This window comes from Streptomyces sp. ALB3, assembly GCF_044385685.1.
Taxonomy (GTDB): Bacteria; Actinomycetota; Actinomycetes; order Streptomycetales; family Streptomycetaceae; genus Streptomyces.
This window is the reverse complement of sequence record NZ_JBISCE010000003.1, coordinates 35,056-53,883: the sequence shown is the minus strand read 5'-3', so window position 1 is coordinate 53,883 and position 18,828 is coordinate 35,056. Positions and strand designations below refer to the sequence as shown.

Genomic DNA, 18,828 nt, shown 5'->3' with positions numbered 1-18,828 from the left:
CGCGCGGGACGGAGGCTCCGGGCTTCCGGCACCGGGGCGCAGGCGCAGGCGCAGGCGCACAGCATGATCCCGACAACGACCGGCCCTACCCGTCCATCGCTTCCAGGCCCCGGCGCACGAGGTACGCGACGAGCCCTTCGGCGGCGGGAACCAGGCCGAGACGGTTGTTGGTGGTGTGCACGTAGTTCGAGAGGCAGCCCGGGTACGGCGTTCCGTCGAGCCGGAGGTCGCGGACATCGCCGCCGGGCTCCGCCCCGCACACGGAACGGGCGCGGGCGGCGGCCTCCGCGCTGATGTCGTGGAACACGTCCGTGGCGCCGTCACGCCAGACCGCCGCGCACAGATTCGTCATCTGTGCCGACACGCCGTCGAACAGTCTCGGCCAGGCACGCTGCATGTCCTCCGGCGCGTACTTGCGCCACCAGTCCTCGTACTCCCGGAGGAACAGCACTGCGGCCTCCGGGTCGAGGCCCGCTCCACGGAGGAACATCGCCATGATCCTCGCCGCTTCCCCGATCGGTGCCCGGCGCTCGTCCACCCACGCCCGCGGTTGCCCGCCCAGCAGGCCGAGGACCGCCACCGACGACTCGCGGAAGACGGTCTCGGCGATCTGCAGCCCCTCCGTTCCCCCGTACTTGCGGTACTCCGGCTCGTAGGCCACCCGGTCGAGGGCCCCTATGGGCCGGCCCTCCTCCGAGGTCTCCTTCTCCAGGCGCGCGAGCTCGTCCTGCAAGGTCACCCCGAGCGCGTACTCCTCCCGGGCCTGCGCACCGAACTCCGGCATCGCACGTGCCAGACCCGCGACGACCTGTTCGGCCGCATCGGCCGAACCGGCCCCTGGCCCGCAGAGCATCCGCAGCCGCAGATGGGGGCCGCCCTGCCAGTAGCGGAGGAAGAAGAAGTGGTCCAGGAGCCCCTCGGACCGGAGCAGCGGCTCGACCACGTCGCAGAGGATGGGAGTGTGCAGCGAGTGCGGGACGTGGATGTGGACCGTCCTCCACTCACGCGTCCCGGCCTGCCCGTCAGTTGTCGGTACACAGTTCAACGAAGAACTCCTCTGCTGCGGTCCAGCCCGTGTCCGGGCCGTAGTCGTCCACCGAAGGAAGGCACTCACGGATCGACGCGATGACGTCGCCACGCGACAGGGCCGACTTGGCGAAGCTCCGGACCAGGAACGGGTTCCGGAAGTCGACGTACATCGGCTTGTGGACGCTGGCGCGCCGCAGGTGCGCGTAGTCCGCCCACCGGCGGGTCGCCTTCCGGCTGCGCCCTGCCATGACGTCACGTTCCTCGGGCGTCTGGCACAGCACGAAAGCGTGGCGGGGCAGGCCCCGCGACAGGCGCCACGCGTCGAAGGCCACGAGCGCCTCGGGCGCGTCCCGGCTCAGATCCTGGAGCAGGGGGATCTCGGCCGCGGCCACGTTCCAGGACCTGCGGTCGGCCACGACGTCACCCACGACGAGGCGGGGCGCCGTGTCGCCGTACACCGCGGGTCCTCCCGCGTCCCTGATGTCGTCCAGGGGCTTCCACAGGTACCGGTTGGACGGGGACAGCGCCTCGAGCAGACGGTAGAGCAGGGGGACCCCGATCGGAGTCATGAAGTTCATGGGCACGAGGTCGAGGGTCTCCCGCGCCTCCGGGTCCCAGAGGCGCAGCGACTTGGTGGCGGGATCCGCGCGGACCTCCAGACGCGCCGGCTCGTAGACCGTCCGCTCGGCGCCGAGCGACACCGCGCCGGGGTAGTTCACGACCCGCCGGGTCACCGAGGGGTGCAGGTTGAAGTTGAATCCGAGTACGGAGTTGAGGTCGGCCTGGCCGGGGAACCTGCGTGCGAGATGCTCCCGCTGGGCGGCCGGCAGTGACCAGTCGCCGGTGCCCTCGACGAACGAGCCGAACCGGGAGAAGTAGACGCCGTAGCCGGTGAGCAGGCCGTTCACGACCAGCGTCCGGTCGCGGTCGGGCAGCACCCCCCGGGCGAACTGCGCGCGGAACGTCACCGACTCGGTGTCGAGGAGGTCCTCCACGCCCTCGCAGGCCTTCTCGATGACCGAGGGCTCCAGGTGCACGGTGTCGTCCCCGGGGACCAGCCGCTGCCGGATCGTGCGCAGGGCCTCCGTCCGCTGCGCCGTGTACCTCCCGACCGCCTCGACGTCGCGGCCCATGAACACGTCGACCTGCTCCTGGTCCGTCAGCGACGAGAAGGCCTGGAAGAACTCGAGGAAGGGCATCGTGCTGCGGTCGCCGAGCACGCGGGTGGCGAAGGAGTAGAGACCGAGTCGCTTCACCTGGCCGTTGTCCATCATCGAGGCCAGACGCCAGAGGCCGGTCAGTGCGGGAATGCTCTGCTCCACCGTCGGCAGGTGCCAGGCCTGGGGCGCCGTGCATGCCGGAGTGTCCTCGAAGACGGGTGACTTCAGGACCTCCTCCGGGGGCGGGGAGACCTTGCACAGCTCGGCGATGCCACCGATCGCCGTGTACGCCGAGTCGAGCAGCTTCTGCCTCTCGTCGGCCGGCGCCGTGGAGAAGTCCGTCTCCAGCCGCCTGAGTTCGGAGAAGTGTCCGCGTAGCGCGGCCGTCTCCGGCGTCCCGCCGGCGGCGAGTACGCGGTCGAGTGCGATCGAGTAGTCGGGGTCGTGGTCGTCGGTCTCCGGCCGGAAGAACAGGATGCCGGCCCGGATCAGCCCCTGCACGACCTTCCGGCTCGCCTCCGCCTTCCCGGTGACGGCGGTGAGGTCGCGCAGCACCGTGGCCGCCGGAGCCGATCCTTCGGGCATCGCCGCGAGCAGTGCGTCGAGGAGTCCCTCCCGGCGCACGCGCAGCACCCTCTCGGTGGCCATCCGGCCGTCCTCGCGGGAGCCGGGTACGACACCGACGAACTCGACGAACTCGTCGCCGGCCCGCAGGGTGGAGTTCAGCACGAGGTGCCCCGGCTCCATACCGCCCGGTACGAGCGGCAACCCGGCGAGCACCCAGTTGACGAGGAGACGGTTCAGCGTCGTGACCGACTCCTGCGTCCCGCCGTCCCGGACGCCCGTATCCGCCGGGCGCGGGTCGTCCGGAGGGAACGCACCGATCTCGGTGAACCGCCCGAAGGGGGACGGCTTCAGACTCGCCCGGTAGGCGAAGTTGACGAGGGACGACTCGCGCAGCCGGGCCTTGCTCGGTTTGAGGGCCGCCGCCTCGTCACCGGAGACGAGGTCGCGCAGGCCCCGGTACAACCGGTCGCCGGAGAGCTGGATGCTGCGGGCCATCGCATCGTGCTCGAAGAGGGTGCCGAAGCCGTCGGCGGCCCGCGCCTTCTCACGCTCGAGCTCCTCGCGCCCCGCTCGCTCGCACTGCTCGGCACGGACACCGAGCGCGCACCAGGTCTCGACCTCGGCGGCCACCTCGGGGGCGAGATGCGGACGGAGTGGCCGCAACCGTGCCGCCGCCCGGTCGTGCCGCAGATTGTGCACGTCACGCCGCAGCCTGATCAGGTCGGCCCGGACGTCGTCCCCCAGCGTCGGCACGAGCTCGCCGAGCCGGTCGGCCAGACCGACGGCGAGCTCGCCGATCTCGTCGCGCAGAGCGTGCAGTTCATCGATGCGCGACCAGGCGGCGGTGAACGACATCGCCCCGAGCTCGCCCAGTGGGAGTCTGCTGCGTCGGTAGACGACGTACGGACTGATGTTCACACCCATAGGAATCCCCCAACTTCGTCACGCCGGCCCGGTACACCGCGTGCGGACTTCGGGGGCCGGGCAGCTCAGAGGCGCCCCGCCGCACGGAGCCCGCCCGTCACTTCGCCACGCACCGGTCAGTTCGCGCTCGACAACATACGCACCGGCTCTCGACCGGCCGGCGTCACACGAGCCCCGTCCTCGTCCGGGGCACGACGCCCGCACCCCTGAACTCACATCCGGGGGCGGCGCTGATCCTCGCATCGCGCAGAGACGCCAGGACTGCAGAAGGCCACCGCCGAGGAACACCCCGACGGTGGCTCAACTGTTTCCCGGTCCCTAAATTCAGGACGAGGACGACGAACTCGTCGAAACACTGGTGGTCGTGCACGAGGCGGCCATCACCTGCGCCAGGTCATCGTTCTCCCCGGCACCTGCGATGAGTTCCGAAATCTCGAGCACATCAAGTTCGATCTGCTGCTCCATTGATTACACCCCCTTTCGTCAATGTGCTTCGAATCTAGGCATTCGACCGATCGCAAGGCAAGCGACTATCGGAGTGATGCAGATCACACCGGAGGCGGGGTTCCTTCCCCTCGTCTCTCTGAGTTACGGTCGATTACAAGATCACGTGACGGACCGTCCGGCGCCGTCCGAAATCTCGGGGGTTTCATTCGTGCACTTGTTTGCCACCATCCCGCAGCCAGTTGGTTCAAAATACAACGACACGTTCGGGCCCCTGATCCGCGAATTGTTCGCGCCGGATCGGGTAGGTGGAGCAGGCGGTCACGGCCCTTACTACTTCGTGCGCACCCAGGACGAGCGACTGGGCACGGACGTCCTGCAGATCAGCATCGAAGGGGTGTCCGACGAGGGCTCCACCCGCGCTGACCTGCACAGAGCAGCCGAACGACACGGGTGCTCCGCCCAGGTGGACGCGATACCACTCACTTCGGTTCCCTCACCCCTGTGGAACGCGGGCTTTTCCGGAACCGGATTCTCCGCTTCCTCCAAGCGGCTCTTCCAGGAGGCCGCACCGACTCTCGTCTCATTCCTGAATCGTGCGGCAGAGACACCTCAGTCACCTCCGCCGGCACTCGGTGCCATCCGCCTCATGGCAGCGCACACCAGAGCGACTCTTCTGAGATCCCCGCAAAGAGAAATCGAAGGATACGAATTCCGCAAGCTGCTTTCCCTGCGCCTCCTGAGCTACCGTTCGCATTTCGAGGCGATTTATCTGCGCACCAGGGATCCGCAATCCTTCGACGCCGCCTGCGCCCGGTTCTACGAACAGGTGGGTGCCACCGTCCGGGAATTCATCACGGCCTGCGGCGATCCGGACAGTGATCCGGAGGACGAGATGGTTCGACTCTGGACGAAATCCATCACGTCCGAATCAAGCCATCTGGCCGAGAGTTTTTCGGACGGGTCCTTCGTCAATGCCGGACACACGCTCGAAGACCTCGTGCGGAAGCGGGGCGCCCCGGTCGAACCGACCCGCTTCCACACGCCACCGATCCCCGAGCTGGACCACCTGATGCACCGCGACGCCGACTTCCTGGCCTTCCGGCTGCAGACCAGCCTGCTGTACAGCTGCCTGTACACCCTCGGTTTCAGCCTGGCGGAGAGGTACGTCTTCTGCTATGTCGTCGCACGAGCGAACGAAGAGGTCTGCGGAAAGTCGATGAAGGAGCTCCAGGACGAGCTCGACGAACTGGCCCGGAGCATGGCGTCGGGAACCACGACGACCGCCGATTAGCGCGGCAGGGGCACGGGGAACATCCGGACGCGGGAAGAAGAACCACATGCATCTGAACAGGCATCAGGAGCACATCTCGGCCGAGCTGCGCGGTCTCGAGGAGCTCGTCTCGCCGTACGGACTGGTGTCACGCACCGCGCCGCTGCCGGTGCGCGAGGGCGAACCGCCCTTCGCCGTCCAGCTGGCCCATCTCGGTGTCCCGTCCCGTGCTCTCCCCAACCTGCGGACATGGGCCCACGACGAGGACACCGGTAACTCCGACGGCGCGGGCACGGGGCTCACGCCCGAACGCGCCAAGCTGGTCTCCATCGCGGAAGCGCTCGAGCGGTACTCCACCTGTGCGTGGGACGACGACGCGATGGTGGTCGCCGCCGAGAACGACCTCACCGAGGAGTTCGTGTCGCCGTCCCGGTGGCCCAGCTGCTCGCCCACCGAGCTGGCCCGCGACGACTGCAGCCTGACGGCGTACGACCCGTCGGTCCCGATCCGATGGGTGCGCGCGTGGTCGCTCACCCGGCGGATACCGGTGCTCGTGCCGGCGATCTGCGTGTACCTCCACATGCCCTACCAGTCGAAGTCCGAAGAGTTCATCCGCGGGATCACCACGGGTGCCGCGGTGCACTCCGACGTACGCAGCGCCGTGCTCGGCGGGTTGCTGGAGGTCGTCGAGCGGGACGCCATCGCGCTGGTCTGGCTCCAGCAGCTGCGGCTGCCCGAGCTGGTCGTGGATCCGGCGCGGCTCGACGCAGGCGTCCGGGAACTGCACCGCGTCGGCACCTCCACGGACCTGCGGGTGAGACTGTTCGACGCGACGACGGACTTCGGCGTCCCGGTGATCTACGCCGTGCAGCTCTCCGACGTCGACCCCGCGCTCGCCCAGATCGTCGCCGCCACCTGTGACGTCCGTCCGGAGCAGGCGCTGGGCAAGATCTACCGCGAACTGTCCTCCCTGCGGGTGGCGTTGCGCGGATACCTGTCGGCGTACGCCGGGCGCGAGCCCGATCCGGCCAAGGTGAGCGTCGTCGGCGGTGCGGTCCACAACGCGTCGCGCGACCGGCGGAACGTGTTCGGCTTCCTGCTGGACGGTGAACGCCCGACGTACGACCTCGACGGCATGCCCGGACTTCCCGCGGAGGCGGACCCCTTGGACACCGTGGTCTCCCGTCTCGCGGCACGGGGTGCCGAGGTGCTCGTCACGGACATCACCACGGACGAGGCGCGCCAGGTGGGCATGCGGGCGGTGAAGGTGCTCGTGCCCGAGGCGATGCCCGTGTCGTTCGTACACACCGAGCGGTACCTCGGCACCCCGCGCCTCTACGACGCGCCGCGCGCGATGGGGCACCCGAGCCACGCCGAGGACGCGGTCAACCCCGTGCAGCAGCCGTTCGCATGAGCGAGAAGAAGGAGCAGAGCAGCATGCCGCACGATCCGGGTCAGCAGTGCCTGTACCTCGTCGGTGACACCTTCGGCCGCCGGCTCATGGAGCACCGCGGCGTCCCACCGGAGCGGCAGGTGTCCTTCGAGGACTTCCTGAGCGAAACGCCCCCGCCCGCGGATGTCGTCGTCCCCGTGCACGCCGGCGGGGACCCCGAGTTCCGCGACGAGACCGACCGGGTCTGCGCGGAACGGAGCACACCGTCCGTCGGGCTCCAGTTGCTGCCGACCAAGATCCTCTGCGGGCCTGTCGTGGTCCCCGGCCGGACGGCCTGCTACGCGTGCTTCAGGAAGCGTGCCGCGCAACACGCGGGCAGCGCCCGCCCGTACGACATGGACGCCGCCCTGTCCGGCCTGCCCGAGGGGTTCGGCCGGCAGCACCTGTCCGTCGCCTCCGGCCTCCTGGACCTCGCCCTGGCCGAGATCGCCACGGGCGTCACGGGTATCGGGGGCACCGTACGTACGTTCAATCTCGTGTCCGGAGCCGTCTCGTCCGCGGTGACGGTCTCGGTGAACCGGTGCCCGCGCTGCGGGGACCGGTTCTCCCAGGCGCGTGCGGACAGCGCCATGCCGGTTCCGGAACTGCTGCGGTGAAGAGGGAGATCGATCATGGTTGCCGAGATGAAGGCCGAGCAGATCGGGCGGGCCGCACGTACGGACATGCAGTTGACCGTCCCCGTCCGTCCCGTCCTGCGACGAGGGGTGAGGCTGCGCAGGGCGGGGGAATCCGTCGTGCTCGACGGGGCCGACCGGGCCCAGGTGTTCTCCGGGGCGTTCGCGCGCGAGGGGCTCGTGCCGCTGACCGAGGCGTGTGACGGCACCCGCGACCACGCGGAACTGGCGCTCAAGACCGGATTCGACGAGGCAACGGTCTACAAGTGCGTGGCCCTGCTGTGGACGGCCGGGGCGGTCGAGGAGGCCGTGTCCGGCGAGGAGCCGGACGTCCCGCCCGAATGGGCCGTCTTCCTCTCCAGGCTGGGCAACTCCACCGGATCGAACCCGTCATGGGCGGACGCCGCGGCGCGGCCCGCCTCGCGCCCGGTGCGCCTCGAGGGAGACGCCGCCCTGGTCACCAGGGCCCGCCGGGCGCTGCGGGAGGTGTGCCCGGTGGTCACGGAACCGACCGGTCCGTCGGGCCCCGTGGACGAGCTCACCGTGTTCTTCGAGACGCCCTCGTCGGCACCACTGCTCGCCGCCACCGAGGAACGGTGCCGAAGGGAGGGGCGTCCGTTGCTGCGGGTACGCACCGACGCGCGGACGATCACCATCGGCCCGTACGCCGACCTCTCGATCACGCCCTGCCTGGACTGCGGCCGGCACGGCGAGGCGGACCTCGCCGGCGAGCCGCCGGAGCACCTGTACGACCTGGCCGTCGGCCTGGCCTCCCACCACGTCACGGCGTTGCTCGCCCGGGCCACGATCTCGCACCTCCCCGGCGACTTCACCGTCATCGACACCGCGACCCTGAGCACGACCTACCGGCCGGTCGTCGTCCGCCCGGGGTGCCCCCGCTGCTCCTACGCCCGGGGGCCGGTCGCGCCGCAGGCGCCCGCCGGTGCCGTCTACGAGGCCTCGGTCGCGATGCCCCCACGCGCCTTCCTGGCTCCGAAGGACCACCAGGCGCACTACTACGCGTCCAACCTGCGCCTGCAGTCGCAGTTCAAGGACTGGCCGAGCCGCCCGCACACACCGCTCCCCGCCCTCGATCTCTCCGTGCTCGCCGGGTCCGGACGGCACGACCCTTCCCAGGGCGACGTCCCGCTCACCCTGAGCTCCCTGGGGCTGCTGCTGAAGATCGCCTTCGGGGTGAGGGAGGACGAGACCACTCCGGAGCGCGTCAAACGATGGACCGCCGCGTCGGGAAACATCGGCAGCACCACGGCCTACGTGGTGCTGCGCGACGAGCGGGTCATGCCTCCAGGGGTCTACGCGTACGCCCAGAGCAGCCACACCCTCGTGACCGTCTCCGACGAGGTGCCTCCGGGGGACTCGCCGTGCGACGTCATCATCACCGGCGATCTCAGGAAGGTCATGACCAAGTACGGCACGTTCGGCTTCCGGCTCGTCTTCCTGGACGCGGGCTGCAACCTGGCCAGTCTGCGCGAGCTCGCACAGCACCTCGGTCTCGGCTTCACACCCAGGACGGACTGGGACGACGACGCGCTGGCCCGGCTGCTCGGCACTTCACCCGCGGACGAGCCCGTGGCGGCCTTCGCGACCCTGGGAGGTACCGCATGAGGAACGACCTGACCTCCATGACGGCCGTGCTGGAGGGCTTCAGCTCCCGGACGCCCACGTCGGACGGCCGGGCTGCCGAGCGCAGGCCGGTGCCGTTCGCGGTCTCCGTGCCCACCGAACCGCACCCGTCGGCCGATGACCTCCGGCCGGTCCACGACCTGCGAGGCACGCTCGAACGGCGCCGCTCCTCGCTGCACTACGCGCCGTTGCCGGTACGCACGGACGTGATCCTCTCGCTGTCGCGTGACGTGCTGCGTCGGGACCGTGACGACTGGGGGCTCGACGCCTCGGCGGGCGCACTGGAGGCCTTCGTCTTCGCGTTCCGCAGCGAGGGCGCCGAGCCGGGGCTGTACCGGGTGACCGCCGAGGAGACGAGCTACCTCGCCGGGCTGGAAGAGATCGGCCCGCCCGAGAACCTCGGCGTCCAGCGGGAGTTCTCCACCGGAGCGGGGATCGTCGCCCTGTACGCGAGTCTGGACCAGGCGGACACCTGGGCGGGCTCCCACGGCTACCGCATCAGTGCGCTGCGGGCGTCGATGGCCACCTACGACCTCAATCTCCGCTGCCAGGCACGAGGGCTCGTCGGCACACTGTTCGGCGGCTTCGTCCCGTCGTCCGTGCACCACCTGGTCCACAGCGACGGGGCGACCCGCCATTCCCTGCTGGCCACCACGTACGCGCGACCGACACGGAGCTGACCGCGCCTGCCGACGCCGACGACACCCACGCCACGACGGCCCGCACCCCCCTGGGAGGTGCGGGCCGTCGTCGCGTCTCCGCGAACCCGCGGAGACGGCACAGGGCCCGTACGGCGTGACGCCGTACGGGCCCTGCTTGGTGCTGTGTGCTCAGTTCAGAGCAACCGGGTTACCCCGACCATCAAGTAAACGGAATTACTTGGTGATCTTGGTGACCTGGCCGGCGCCCACCGTACGACCACCCTCACGGATGGCGAACTTCAGGCCCTCTTCCATGGCGACCGGCTGGATCAGCGCGACGTCCATGAGGGTGTTGTCACCCGGCATGACCATCTCGGTGCCCTCGGGAAGGGTCACCACGCCCGTCACGTCCGTGGTACGGAAGTAGAACTGCGGGCGGTAGTTGTTGAAGAAGGGGGTGTGACGGCCACCCTCGTCCTTCGACAGGATGTAGGCCTGGGCCTGGAACTCGGTGTGCGGCGTGACCGAACCCGGCTTGATGATGACCTGGCCGCGCTCGACGTCCTCGCGCTTGATGCCACGAAGCAGCAGACCGACGTTCTCACCGGCCTGGCCCTCGTCGAGCAGCTTGCGGAACATCTCGATGCCGGTGACCGTGGTGGTGGTCTTCTCGGTCTTGATACCGACGATGTCGACGGTCTCGTTGACCTTGAGGACACCACGCTCGATGCGGCCGGTGACGACCGTACCGCGACCGGTGATCGTGAAGACGTCCTCGATGGGCATGAGGAACGGCTTCTCGACGTCACGCTCGGGCTGCGGGATGGCCTCGTCGACGGCGGCCATGAGGTTGAGGACCGACTGGCCCCACTCCTTGTCGCCCTCGAGCGCCTTGAGCGCCGAGACCTTGACGACGGGAACGTCGTCGCCCGGGAACTCGTACTCGGAGAGGAGCTCACGGACCTCGAGCTCGACGAGCTCCAGGATCTCCTCGTCGTCCACCATGTCGGCCTTGTTCAGCGCGACGACGATGTACGGCACGCCGACCTGGCGGGCCAGGAGCACGTGCTCCTTGGTCTGCGGCATCGGGCCGTCGGTGGCCGCGACCACGAGGATGGCGCCGTCCATCTGCGCCGCACCCGTGATCATGTTCTTGATGTAGTCGGCGTGACCCGGGCAGTCGACGTGCGCGTAGTGACGCGACTCCGTCTGGTACTCGACGTGCGCGATCGAGATCGTGATACCGCGCTGACGCTCCTCAGGAGCCTTGTCGATCTGGTCGAAGGCCGAGGCCTCGTTCAGGTCCGGGTACGCGTCGTGCAGCACCTTGGTAATGGCGGCCGTGAGGGTCGTCTTACCGTGGTCGATGTGACCGATGGTGCCGATGTTGACGTGCGGCTTAGTCCGCTCGAACTTTGCCTTCGCCACTGGGGTCCTCCTGAGTGGTTCTGTACGCCTTGCTTCATCGGCGCCAGGTGATCTTTGCTGGAATGCCGGTGCCGGGGGGCATCCGCCGCTCTGCGACGGATGCCCGGCCGGGCTCCGGTGACAAGCCTAAAGCGTGAGCTCGGAAGAGTTACTCGCCCTTGGCCTTCGCGATGATCTCCTCGGCGACGTTCCGCGGAACCTCGGCGTAGGAGTCGAACTGCATCGAGTAGCTTGCGCGACCCGAGGTCTTGCTGCGGAGGTCTCCGACGTAGCCGAACATCTCCGAGAGGGGCACGAGGCCCTTCACGACGCGAGCGCCGTGGCGCTCCTCCATGGCCTGGATCTGGCCACGGCGGGAGTTGATGTCGCCGACGACTTCACCCATGTAGTCCTCGGGCGTGGTGACCTCGACGGCCATCATCGGCTCGAGAAGCACGGGGGACGCCTTGCGAGCACCCTCCTTGAACGCCTGCGAACCGGCGATCTTGAAGGCGAGCTCCGAGGAGTCGACCTCGTGGTAACCACCGTCGAGAAGGGTGACGCGGACGCCCACCATCTCGTAGCCGGCCAGGATGCCGAACTGCATGGCTTCCTGGGCACCCGCGTCCACCGAGGGGATGTACTCACGGGGGATGCGGCCACCGGTGACCTTGTTGACGAACTCGTACGACGCGTCGCCGCCCTCGATGGGCTCGATCGCGATCTGCACCTTCGCGAACTGGCCGGTACCACCAGTCTGCTTCTTGTGCGTGTAGTCGATGCGCTCGACGGCCTTGCGGATCGTCTCACGATATGCGACCTGGGGCTTGCCGACGTTCGCCTCGACGCGGAACTCGCGCTTCATGCGGTCGACGAGCACCTCGAGGTGAAGCTCGCCCATACCACCGATGATGGTCTGGCCGGTCTCCTCGTCGGAGTGCACCTGGAAGGAGGGGTCCTCCTCCGAGAGGCGCTGGATGGCGACACCCAGCTTCTCCTGGTCACCCTTGGACTTGGGCTCGATGGCGACCTGGATCACCGGCGCCGGGAAGTCCATGGACTCCAGGATCACCGGGTGCTTGTCGTCGCACAGCGTCTCACCGGTGGTGGTCTGCTTCAGGCCCATGACGGCGACGATGTCACCGGCGCCCACCGACGCGATCTCCTCACGCTTGTTCGCGTGCATGCGGTAGATCTTGCCGATGCGCTCCTTCTTGCCCTTGACCGAGTTCAGCACCGCGGTGCCGGCCTCGAGGCGACCGGAGTAGATCCGGACGAAGGTGAGCTTGCCGAGGTGCGGGTCGCTCGCGATCTTGAACGCCAGGCCGGAGAACGGCTCGTCGTCCGAGGGCTTGCGCTTGACGACGACCTCGGGGTCCTTGACGTCGTGGCCCTCGATGGCCTCGACGTCCAGGGGGGAAGGCAGGTAGCGGACGACCGCGTCGAGCAGGGGCTGGACGCCCTTGTTCTTGAACGCCGTGCCACAGAAGACGGGGGTCACGGTGACGGAGTCGGCCGTGCCCTTCGACGCGAGGGTGATCCGACGGATCGCCTCGTGCAGCTGCTCCTCGGTGGGCTCTTCGCCCTCGAGGTACAGCTCCATCATCTGGTCGTCGTTCTCCGAGACGGCCTCAAGGAGCTTGCCGCGCCATTCCTCGGCGGCCTCCTTGTGGGTGTCCGGGATCTCGACGGTGTCGTACATCTCGCCCTTGGCGGCCTCGTCCGACCACACGAAGGCCTTCATCGACACGAGGTCGACGACGCCCTTGAAGTCGGCTTCGGCACCGATGGGGAGCTGCATGACCAGCGGGACCGCGCCCAGGCGCTGCACGATCATGTCGACGCAGCGGTGGAACTCGGCACCGGTGCGGTCGAGCTTGTTGACGAAGCAGATGCGCGGCACGCCGTAGCGGTCCGCCTGACGCCAGACGGTCTCGGACTGCGGCTCGACGCCGGCCACACCGTCGAACACGGTGACGGCACCGTCGAGGACGCGGAGCGAACGCTCCACCTCGACGGTGAAGTCGACGTGACCCGGGGTGTCGATGATGTTGATGGTGTGGTCAACATCATTGAGCGGCCAGTGACAGGTCGTCGCGGCGGACGTGATCGTGATGCCGCGCTCCTGCTCCTGCTCCATCCAGTCCATCGTGGCTGCGCCGTCGTGGACTTCACCGATCTTGTACGAGACGCCGGTGTAGAAGAGGATCCGCTCAGTGGTGGTCGTCTTGCCCGCGTCGATGTGGGCCATGATCCCGATGTTGCGGACCTTGGCCAGGTCAAGCGAAGTGGTGGCCATAAGGCTCAATCTTCTCTCGGTCTCGATGGGGGAAGCGACTACCAGCGGTAGTGCGCGAAGGCCTTGTTGGACTCGGCCATCTTGTGGGTGTCCTCGCGCTTCTTGACGGCAGCGCCAAGACCGTTGGAGGCGTCGAGCAGCTCGTTCATGAGGCGCTCGGTCATGGTCTTCTCGCGACGGGCGCGGGAGTAACCCACGACCCAGCGCAGAGCGAGGGTGGCGGCGCGACCGGGCTTGACCTCGATCGGCACCTGGTAGGTGGCGCCACCGACACGGCGGGACTTGACCTCGAGCGAGGGCTTGACGTTCTCAAGCGCGCGCTTCAGCGTGATGACCGGGTCAGCGCCGGTCTTCTCGCGGAGGCCTTCCATGGCGCCGTACACGATCCGCTCGGCGGTGGAACGCTTGCCGTCGAGCAGGATCTTGTTGATCAGCGAGGTGACAAGAGGAGAGCTGTAGACCGGGTCGATGATGACCGGGCGCTTCGGGGCGGGGCCCTTACGAGGCATTCTTACTTCTCCTTCTTGGCGCCGTAGCGGCTGCGGGCCTGCTTGCGGTTCTTGACACCCTGGGTGTCGAGCGAACCGCGGATGATCTTGTAACGAACACCCGGCAGGTCCTTCACACGGCCACCACGCACGAGCACGATGGAGTGCTCCTGCAGGTTGTGCCCCTCACCCGGGATGTAGGCCGTGACCTCGATACCGGAGGTCAGACGCACACGCGCGACCTTACGGAGCGCCGAGTTCGGCTTCTTCGGGGTGGTCGTGAACACACGCGTGCAGACACCACGACGCTGGGGCGAACCCTCGAGCGCGGGCGTCTTGTTCTTCTCGACCTTGTCCTGCCGGCCCTTCCGGACCAGCTGCTGGATCGTAGGCACTACTTCTCCGGTTTCTGTGTGCCGTTCGTGAAACTAACCTGGAACACTCGCCGACCCACGCGGTCGGGTGTGTCGAATACTGCACGCCCCTGCCGGAAGGCAGAAGGAACACAGATTGCGGTGGCCACTTACGGACTCGCCATGCGGTTGAGGACACGCACCCGAGCCCAGGCACACCCCAGGCACAAGGCTTGAGCGTACCTACCTCACGGAGCTGGGTCAAAACAAATGCCGTCCACCCCCGGCCCCCGGCCTCCGCGGTCCGGCGCCCCGAGGTGGGGAGCGGCCTCCGGGCGGCAGCCTGTCGGCCGGCACTGCCCTCCTCACCAGGCAGAACGGCCCGCGCACACCCCGGCACGGCGGCCGCGACCCGGCCGTCGGCGTCCGGCGTCCGGTCACCCCTGGTGACCGACCTCACGCCCGTCGGCGCCGGGCACGCGAAAGGGCGCCCACCCCGTCCGCTCGACGGGGGTGGGCGCCCTTCTCACTCACTTCTACTGGTTGTACGGACCGTAGTCGTAGTCCTCCAGCGGAACGGCCTGGCCGGAGCCCGTGCCGAACGGCGAGTAGTCGATGTCGTCGTAGCCGACGGCCGAGTACATCGCGGCCTTGGCTTCCTCGGTCGGCTCGACCCGGATGTTGCGGTAGCGGGAGAGACCCGTACCGGCCGGGATGAGCTTACCGATGATGACGTTCTCCTTGAGGCCGATCAGGGAGTCCGACTTGGCGTTGATCGCCGCGTCGGTCAGGACCCTGGTCGTCTCCTGGAAGGACGCCGCCGACAGCCACGACTCGGTGGCGAGCGAGGCCTTGGTGATACCCATCAGCTGCGGACGGCCGGAGGCGGGGTGACCGCCCTCGGTGACCACACGACGGTTCTCGGTCTCGAACTTCGACCGCTCGACGAGCTCGCCCGGCAGCAGCTCCGCGTCGCCGGACTCGATGATCGTCACACGGCGCAGCATCTGCCGGATGATGATCTCGATGTGCTTGTCGTGGATCGACACGCCCTGCGAGTTGTAGACCTTCTGGACCTCGCCGACCAGGTGGACCTGGACCGCGCGCTGACCGAGGATCCGGAGCACGTCGTGCGGGTTGGTGGCACCGACGGTGAGCTTCTGGCCCACCTCGACCGGGTCGCCCTCGCCGACCAGGAGACGGGCACGCTTGGAGATCGGGAACGCCGTCTCCTCGCTGCCGTCGTCCGGGGTGACGACGAGCTTCTTGGTCTTCTCGGTCTCCTCGATACGGACGCGGCCGGCCGCCTCCGAGATCGGGGCGACACCCTTGGGCGTACGGGCCTCGAAGAGCTCGACGACACGCGGCAGACCCTGGGTGATGTCGTCACCGGCCACACCACCGGTGTGGAAGGTACGCATCGTCAGCTGGGTACCGGGCTCACCGATGGACTGGGCGGCGATGATGCCGACCGCCTCACCGATGTCGACCAGCTTGCCGGTGGCGAGCGAGCGTCCGTAGCAGAAGGCACAGGTGCCGACCGCGGACTCACAGGTCAGGACCGAGCGGGTCTTGACCTCCTCGACTCCGGCGCCCACCAGGGCGTCGATCAGGACGTCACCGAGGTCGACGTTGGCAGGCGCGATGACCTTGCCGTCGACGACGACGTCCTCGGCGAGCATGCGGGCGTAGACCGAGGTCTCGACGTCGTCCGTCTTGCGGAGGACACCGTCGGCGCCCTTGACGGCGATCTTCAGCTTGAGGCCGCGGTCGGTGCCGCAGTCCTCCTCGCGGATGATCACGTCCTGCGAGACGTCCACCAGACGACGGGTCAGGTAACCCGAGTCGGCGGTACGCAGGGCGGTGTCAGCCAGACCCTTACGGGCACCGTGCGTGGAGATGAAGTACTCCAGAACGGTGAGGCCCTCACGGAAGGACGCCTTGATGGGACGGGGAATCGTCTCGTTCTTGGCGTTCGACACCAGACCACGCATACCCGCGATCTGACGCATCTGCATCATGTTTCCTCGGGCACCCGAGTCGACCATCATGAAGATGGGGTTCGTCTTCGGGAAGTTCGCGTTCATCGCCTCGGCGACCTCGTTGGTCGCCTTGGTCCAGATCGCGATGAGCTCCTGCGTGCGCTCGTCCTTGGTGATGAGACCGCGCTCGTACTGCTTCTGGACCTTCTCGTCCTGCTCCTCGTAGCCCTTGACGATGGCCTTCTTGGCCTCGGGCACGACGACGTCGGAGATGGCCACGGTCACACCGGAGCGGGTCGCCCAGTGGAAACCGGCCGCCTTCAGGTTGTCGAGCGTCGCCGCCACGATGACCTTGGGGTAGCGCTCGGCCAGGTCGTTGACGATCTCGGAGAGCTGCTTCTTGCCCACCGAGTAGTCGACGAACGGGTAGTCCTCGGGCAGCAGCTCGTTGAAGAGCGCGCGGCCCAGGCTCGTACGCAGGCGGAAGGTGTCACCCGGCTGGTACTCGGGCTCGCCCTCCTCGGCGACCGGCGGCACCCAGCCACGCGGAGGCATGGTGCCCACCGGGAAGCGGATGTCGACCTTCGCCTGGAGCGACAGCTCGCGGGCGTCGAAGGCCATGGTGGCCTCGGCCGTGGAGCCGAACGCACGGTCCGTGCCCTTGACGTTGCGGCCCTCTTCGTCCGTGGTGAGGAAGAAGAGGCCCAGCACCATGTCCTGGGTCGGCATGGTGACGGGACGGCCGTCAGCCGGCTTCAGGATGTTGTTCGAGGACAGCATCAGGATGCGGGCCTCGGCCTGCGCCTCCGCGGAGAGCGGCAGGTGCACGGCCATCTGGTCACCGTCGAAGTCCGCGTTGAACGCGGTGCAGACGAGCGGGTGGATCTGGATGGCCTTGCCCTCGACCAGCTGGGGCTCGAAGGCCTGGATGCCGAGGCGGTGCAGGGTGGGCGCACGGTTCAGCAGCACCGGGTGCTCGGCGATGACCTCTTCGAGGACGTCGTACACGACGGTGCGGCCACGCTCGACCATGCGCTTGGCCGACTTGATGTTCTGCGCGTGGTTCAGGTCGACCAGGCGCTTCATCACGAACGGCTTGAAGAGCTCCAGCGCCATCGCCTTCGGCAGACCGCACTGGTGCAGCTTGAGCTGCGGACCGACGACGATCACGGAACGCGCGGAGTAGTCCACGCGCTTGCCGAGGAGGTTCTGGCGGAAACGGCCCTGCTTGCCCTTCAGCATGTCGCTGAGGGACTTCAGGGGACGGTTACCGGGACCGGTGACCGGGCGACCGCGGCGGCCGTTGTCGAACAGCGCGTCGACGGCCTCCTGCAGCATCCGCTTCTCGTTGTTCACGATGATCTCGGGGGCACCGAGGTCGAGGAGACGCTTGAGGCGGTTGTTGCGGTTGATCACACGGCGGTACAGGTCGTTCAGGTCGGAGGTCGCGAAGCGGCCACCGTCCAGCTGCACCATCGGACGCAGGTCCGGCGGGATGACCGGCACGCAGTCGAGCACCATGCCCTTGGGCTTGTTGCTCGTCTGCAGGAACGCGGAGACGACCTTGAGGCGCTTGAGCGCACGGGTCTTCTTCTGGCCCTTGCCGGTGCGGATGATCTCGCGGAGGCGCTCGGCCTCCTCGTCGAGGTCGAAGGACTCCAGGCGCTTCTGCAGGGCGGCGGCGCCCATGCAGCCGTCGAAGTACGTGCCGAAGCGGTCACGCAGCTCGCGGTAGAGCAGCTCGTCGCCCTCGAGGTCCTGGACCTTGAGGTTCTTGAAGCGGCTCCACACCTCGTCGAGACGGTCGATCTCGCGCTGCGCACGGTCGCGCAGCTGCTTCATCTCACGCTCGGCGCCTTCGCGCACCTTGCGGCGCACGTCGGCCTTGGCGCCCTCGGCCTCGAGCTCGGCCAGGTCGGTCTCGAGCTTCTTGGCGCGGTTCTCGAGGTCCGAGTCGCGGCGGTTCTCGATCTGCTGGCGCTCGACGGAGACGTGCGCCTCCAGCGACGGGAGGTCACGCGTGCGGCGCTCCTCGTCGACGAACGTGATCATGTACGCGGCGAAGTAGATGACCTTCTCGAGGTCCTTCGGCGCGAGGTCCAGCAGGTATCCGAGGCGCGACGGGACGCCCTTGAAGTACCAGATGTGGGTGACGGGAGCGGCAAGCTCGATGTGGCCCATGCGCTCACGGCGCACCTTGGCGCGCGTGACCTCCACGCCACAGCGCTCACAGATGATGCCCTTGAAGCGGACACGCTTGTACTTGCCGCAGTAGCACTCCCAGTCCCGGGTCGGACCGAAGATCTTCTCGCAGAAGAGTCCGTCCTTCTCGGGCTTGAGCGTGCGGTAGTTGATGGTCTCCGGCTTCTTCACTTCGCCGTGGGACCAGGTCCGGATGTCGTCCGCGGTGGCAAGGCCGATCCGCAGCTCGTCGAAGAAGTTGACGTCGAGCACTTGTCGTCAATCCCTCTTTCGGGGGTTCGAGCCCCCTCGCTCACGCGAGAAATCGGGGCACTTCAGCAATGGTCTGAACGGGTCCGGGGAGGGCCG

Annotated in this window: 13 protein-coding genes; 5 read left to right on the top strand and 8 right to left on the bottom strand. The window is 68.0% G+C overall.

What is annotated here, in order from left to right:
- Positions 1-85: 85 nt before the first annotated feature.
- The 3 genes from ACHFIV_RS02065 to ACHFIV_RS02055 form a co-directional block, all read right to left on the bottom strand.
- Positions 86-1,045 (bottom strand): lantibiotic dehydratase C-terminal domain-containing protein, encoded by a 960-nt coding sequence (locus ACHFIV_RS02065; protein ID WP_398962615.1) that lies wholly within the window; start codon positions 1,043-1,045, stop codon positions 86-88.
- On the bottom strand, positions 1,023-3,674 hold the full coding sequence (locus tag ACHFIV_RS02060; protein ID WP_398962612.1) for a lantibiotic dehydratase: 2,652 nt from the start codon (positions 3,672-3,674) through the stop codon (positions 1,023-1,025). Before ACHFIV_RS02060 ends, ACHFIV_RS02065 begins: the two co-directional genes overlap by 23 nt.
- A 330-nt stretch (positions 3,675-4,004) precedes the next feature.
- Positions 4,005-4,145, bottom strand: a complete 141-nt coding sequence (locus ACHFIV_RS02055; RefSeq protein ID WP_250287929.1) for a thiocillin/thiostrepton family thiazolyl peptide — start codon at positions 4,143-4,145, stop codon at positions 4,005-4,007.
- A gap of 76 nt (positions 4,146-4,221) precedes the next feature.
- Between ACHFIV_RS02055 and ACHFIV_RS02050 the strand changes: the two genes are divergently transcribed.
- Genes ACHFIV_RS02050 through ACHFIV_RS02030 form a run of 5 tightly spaced genes read left to right on the top strand, consistent with a single transcriptional unit; the run spans position 4,222 to position 9,788 of the window.
- Positions 4,222-5,418 carry a hypothetical protein gene (locus tag ACHFIV_RS02050; RefSeq protein ID WP_398962609.1) on the top strand — a complete coding sequence of 399 codons (1,197 nt, stop codon included), beginning with the start codon at positions 4,222-4,224 and terminating at the stop codon, positions 5,416-5,418.
- A gap of 46 nt (positions 5,419-5,464) precedes the next feature.
- Positions 5,465-6,811 (top strand): YcaO-like family protein, encoded by a 1,347-nt coding sequence (locus ACHFIV_RS02045; protein WP_398962606.1) that lies wholly within the window; start codon positions 5,465-5,467, stop codon positions 6,809-6,811.
- A complete protein-coding gene (locus ACHFIV_RS02040; protein ID WP_398962603.1) occupies positions 6,808-7,446 on the top strand; it encodes a TOMM precursor leader peptide-binding protein in 639 nt (212 codons plus the stop codon). Before ACHFIV_RS02045 ends, ACHFIV_RS02040 begins: the two co-directional genes overlap by 4 nt.
- Before the next feature lie 15 nt (positions 7,447-7,461).
- Positions 7,462-9,090: a nitroreductase family protein gene (locus tag ACHFIV_RS02035; RefSeq protein WP_398962601.1), complete on the top strand. Its 1,629-nt coding sequence runs from the start codon at positions 7,462-7,464 to the stop codon at positions 9,088-9,090.
- Positions 9,087-9,788, top strand: a complete 702-nt coding sequence (locus ACHFIV_RS02030) for a tpaF (protein WP_398962598.1) — start codon at positions 9,087-9,089, stop codon at positions 9,786-9,788. Before ACHFIV_RS02035 ends, ACHFIV_RS02030 begins: the two co-directional genes overlap by 4 nt.
- Before the next feature lie 195 nt (positions 9,789-9,983).
- On the opposite strand, the gene tuf is transcribed toward ACHFIV_RS02030, so the two are convergent.
- From tuf to ACHFIV_RS02005, 5 genes are all read right to left on the bottom strand, one after another.
- Positions 9,984-11,177, bottom strand: coding sequence for an elongation factor Tu (tuf, locus tag ACHFIV_RS02025; RefSeq protein WP_398962595.1), 1,194 nt, complete (start codon positions 11,175-11,177; stop codon positions 9,984-9,986).
- 148 nt (positions 11,178-11,325) lie between these two features.
- Positions 11,326-13,455, bottom strand: a complete 2,130-nt coding sequence (fusA, locus tag ACHFIV_RS02020) for an elongation factor G (RefSeq protein WP_398962592.1) — start codon at positions 13,453-13,455, stop codon at positions 11,326-11,328.
- A gap of 38 nt (positions 13,456-13,493) precedes the next feature.
- The gene (gene rpsG / locus ACHFIV_RS02015) at positions 13,494-13,964 is read right to left on the bottom strand and encodes a 30S ribosomal protein S7 (RefSeq protein WP_018101248.1); all 471 of its coding nucleotides are present in this window, start codon (positions 13,962-13,964) and stop codon (positions 13,494-13,496) included.
- Positions 13,965-13,966: 2 nt separating this feature from the next.
- Positions 13,967-14,338: a 30S ribosomal protein S12 gene (rpsL, locus tag ACHFIV_RS02010; RefSeq protein ID WP_003948652.1), complete on the bottom strand. Its 372-nt coding sequence runs from the start codon at positions 14,336-14,338 to the stop codon at positions 13,967-13,969.
- A 494-nt stretch (positions 14,339-14,832) separates the two neighbouring features.
- Entirely contained in the window at positions 14,833-18,732 is a 3,900-nt protein-coding gene (locus ACHFIV_RS02005; protein ID WP_398962589.1) for a DNA-directed RNA polymerase subunit beta', read from the bottom strand.
- Between the last annotated feature and the right edge of the window lie 96 nt (positions 18,733-18,828).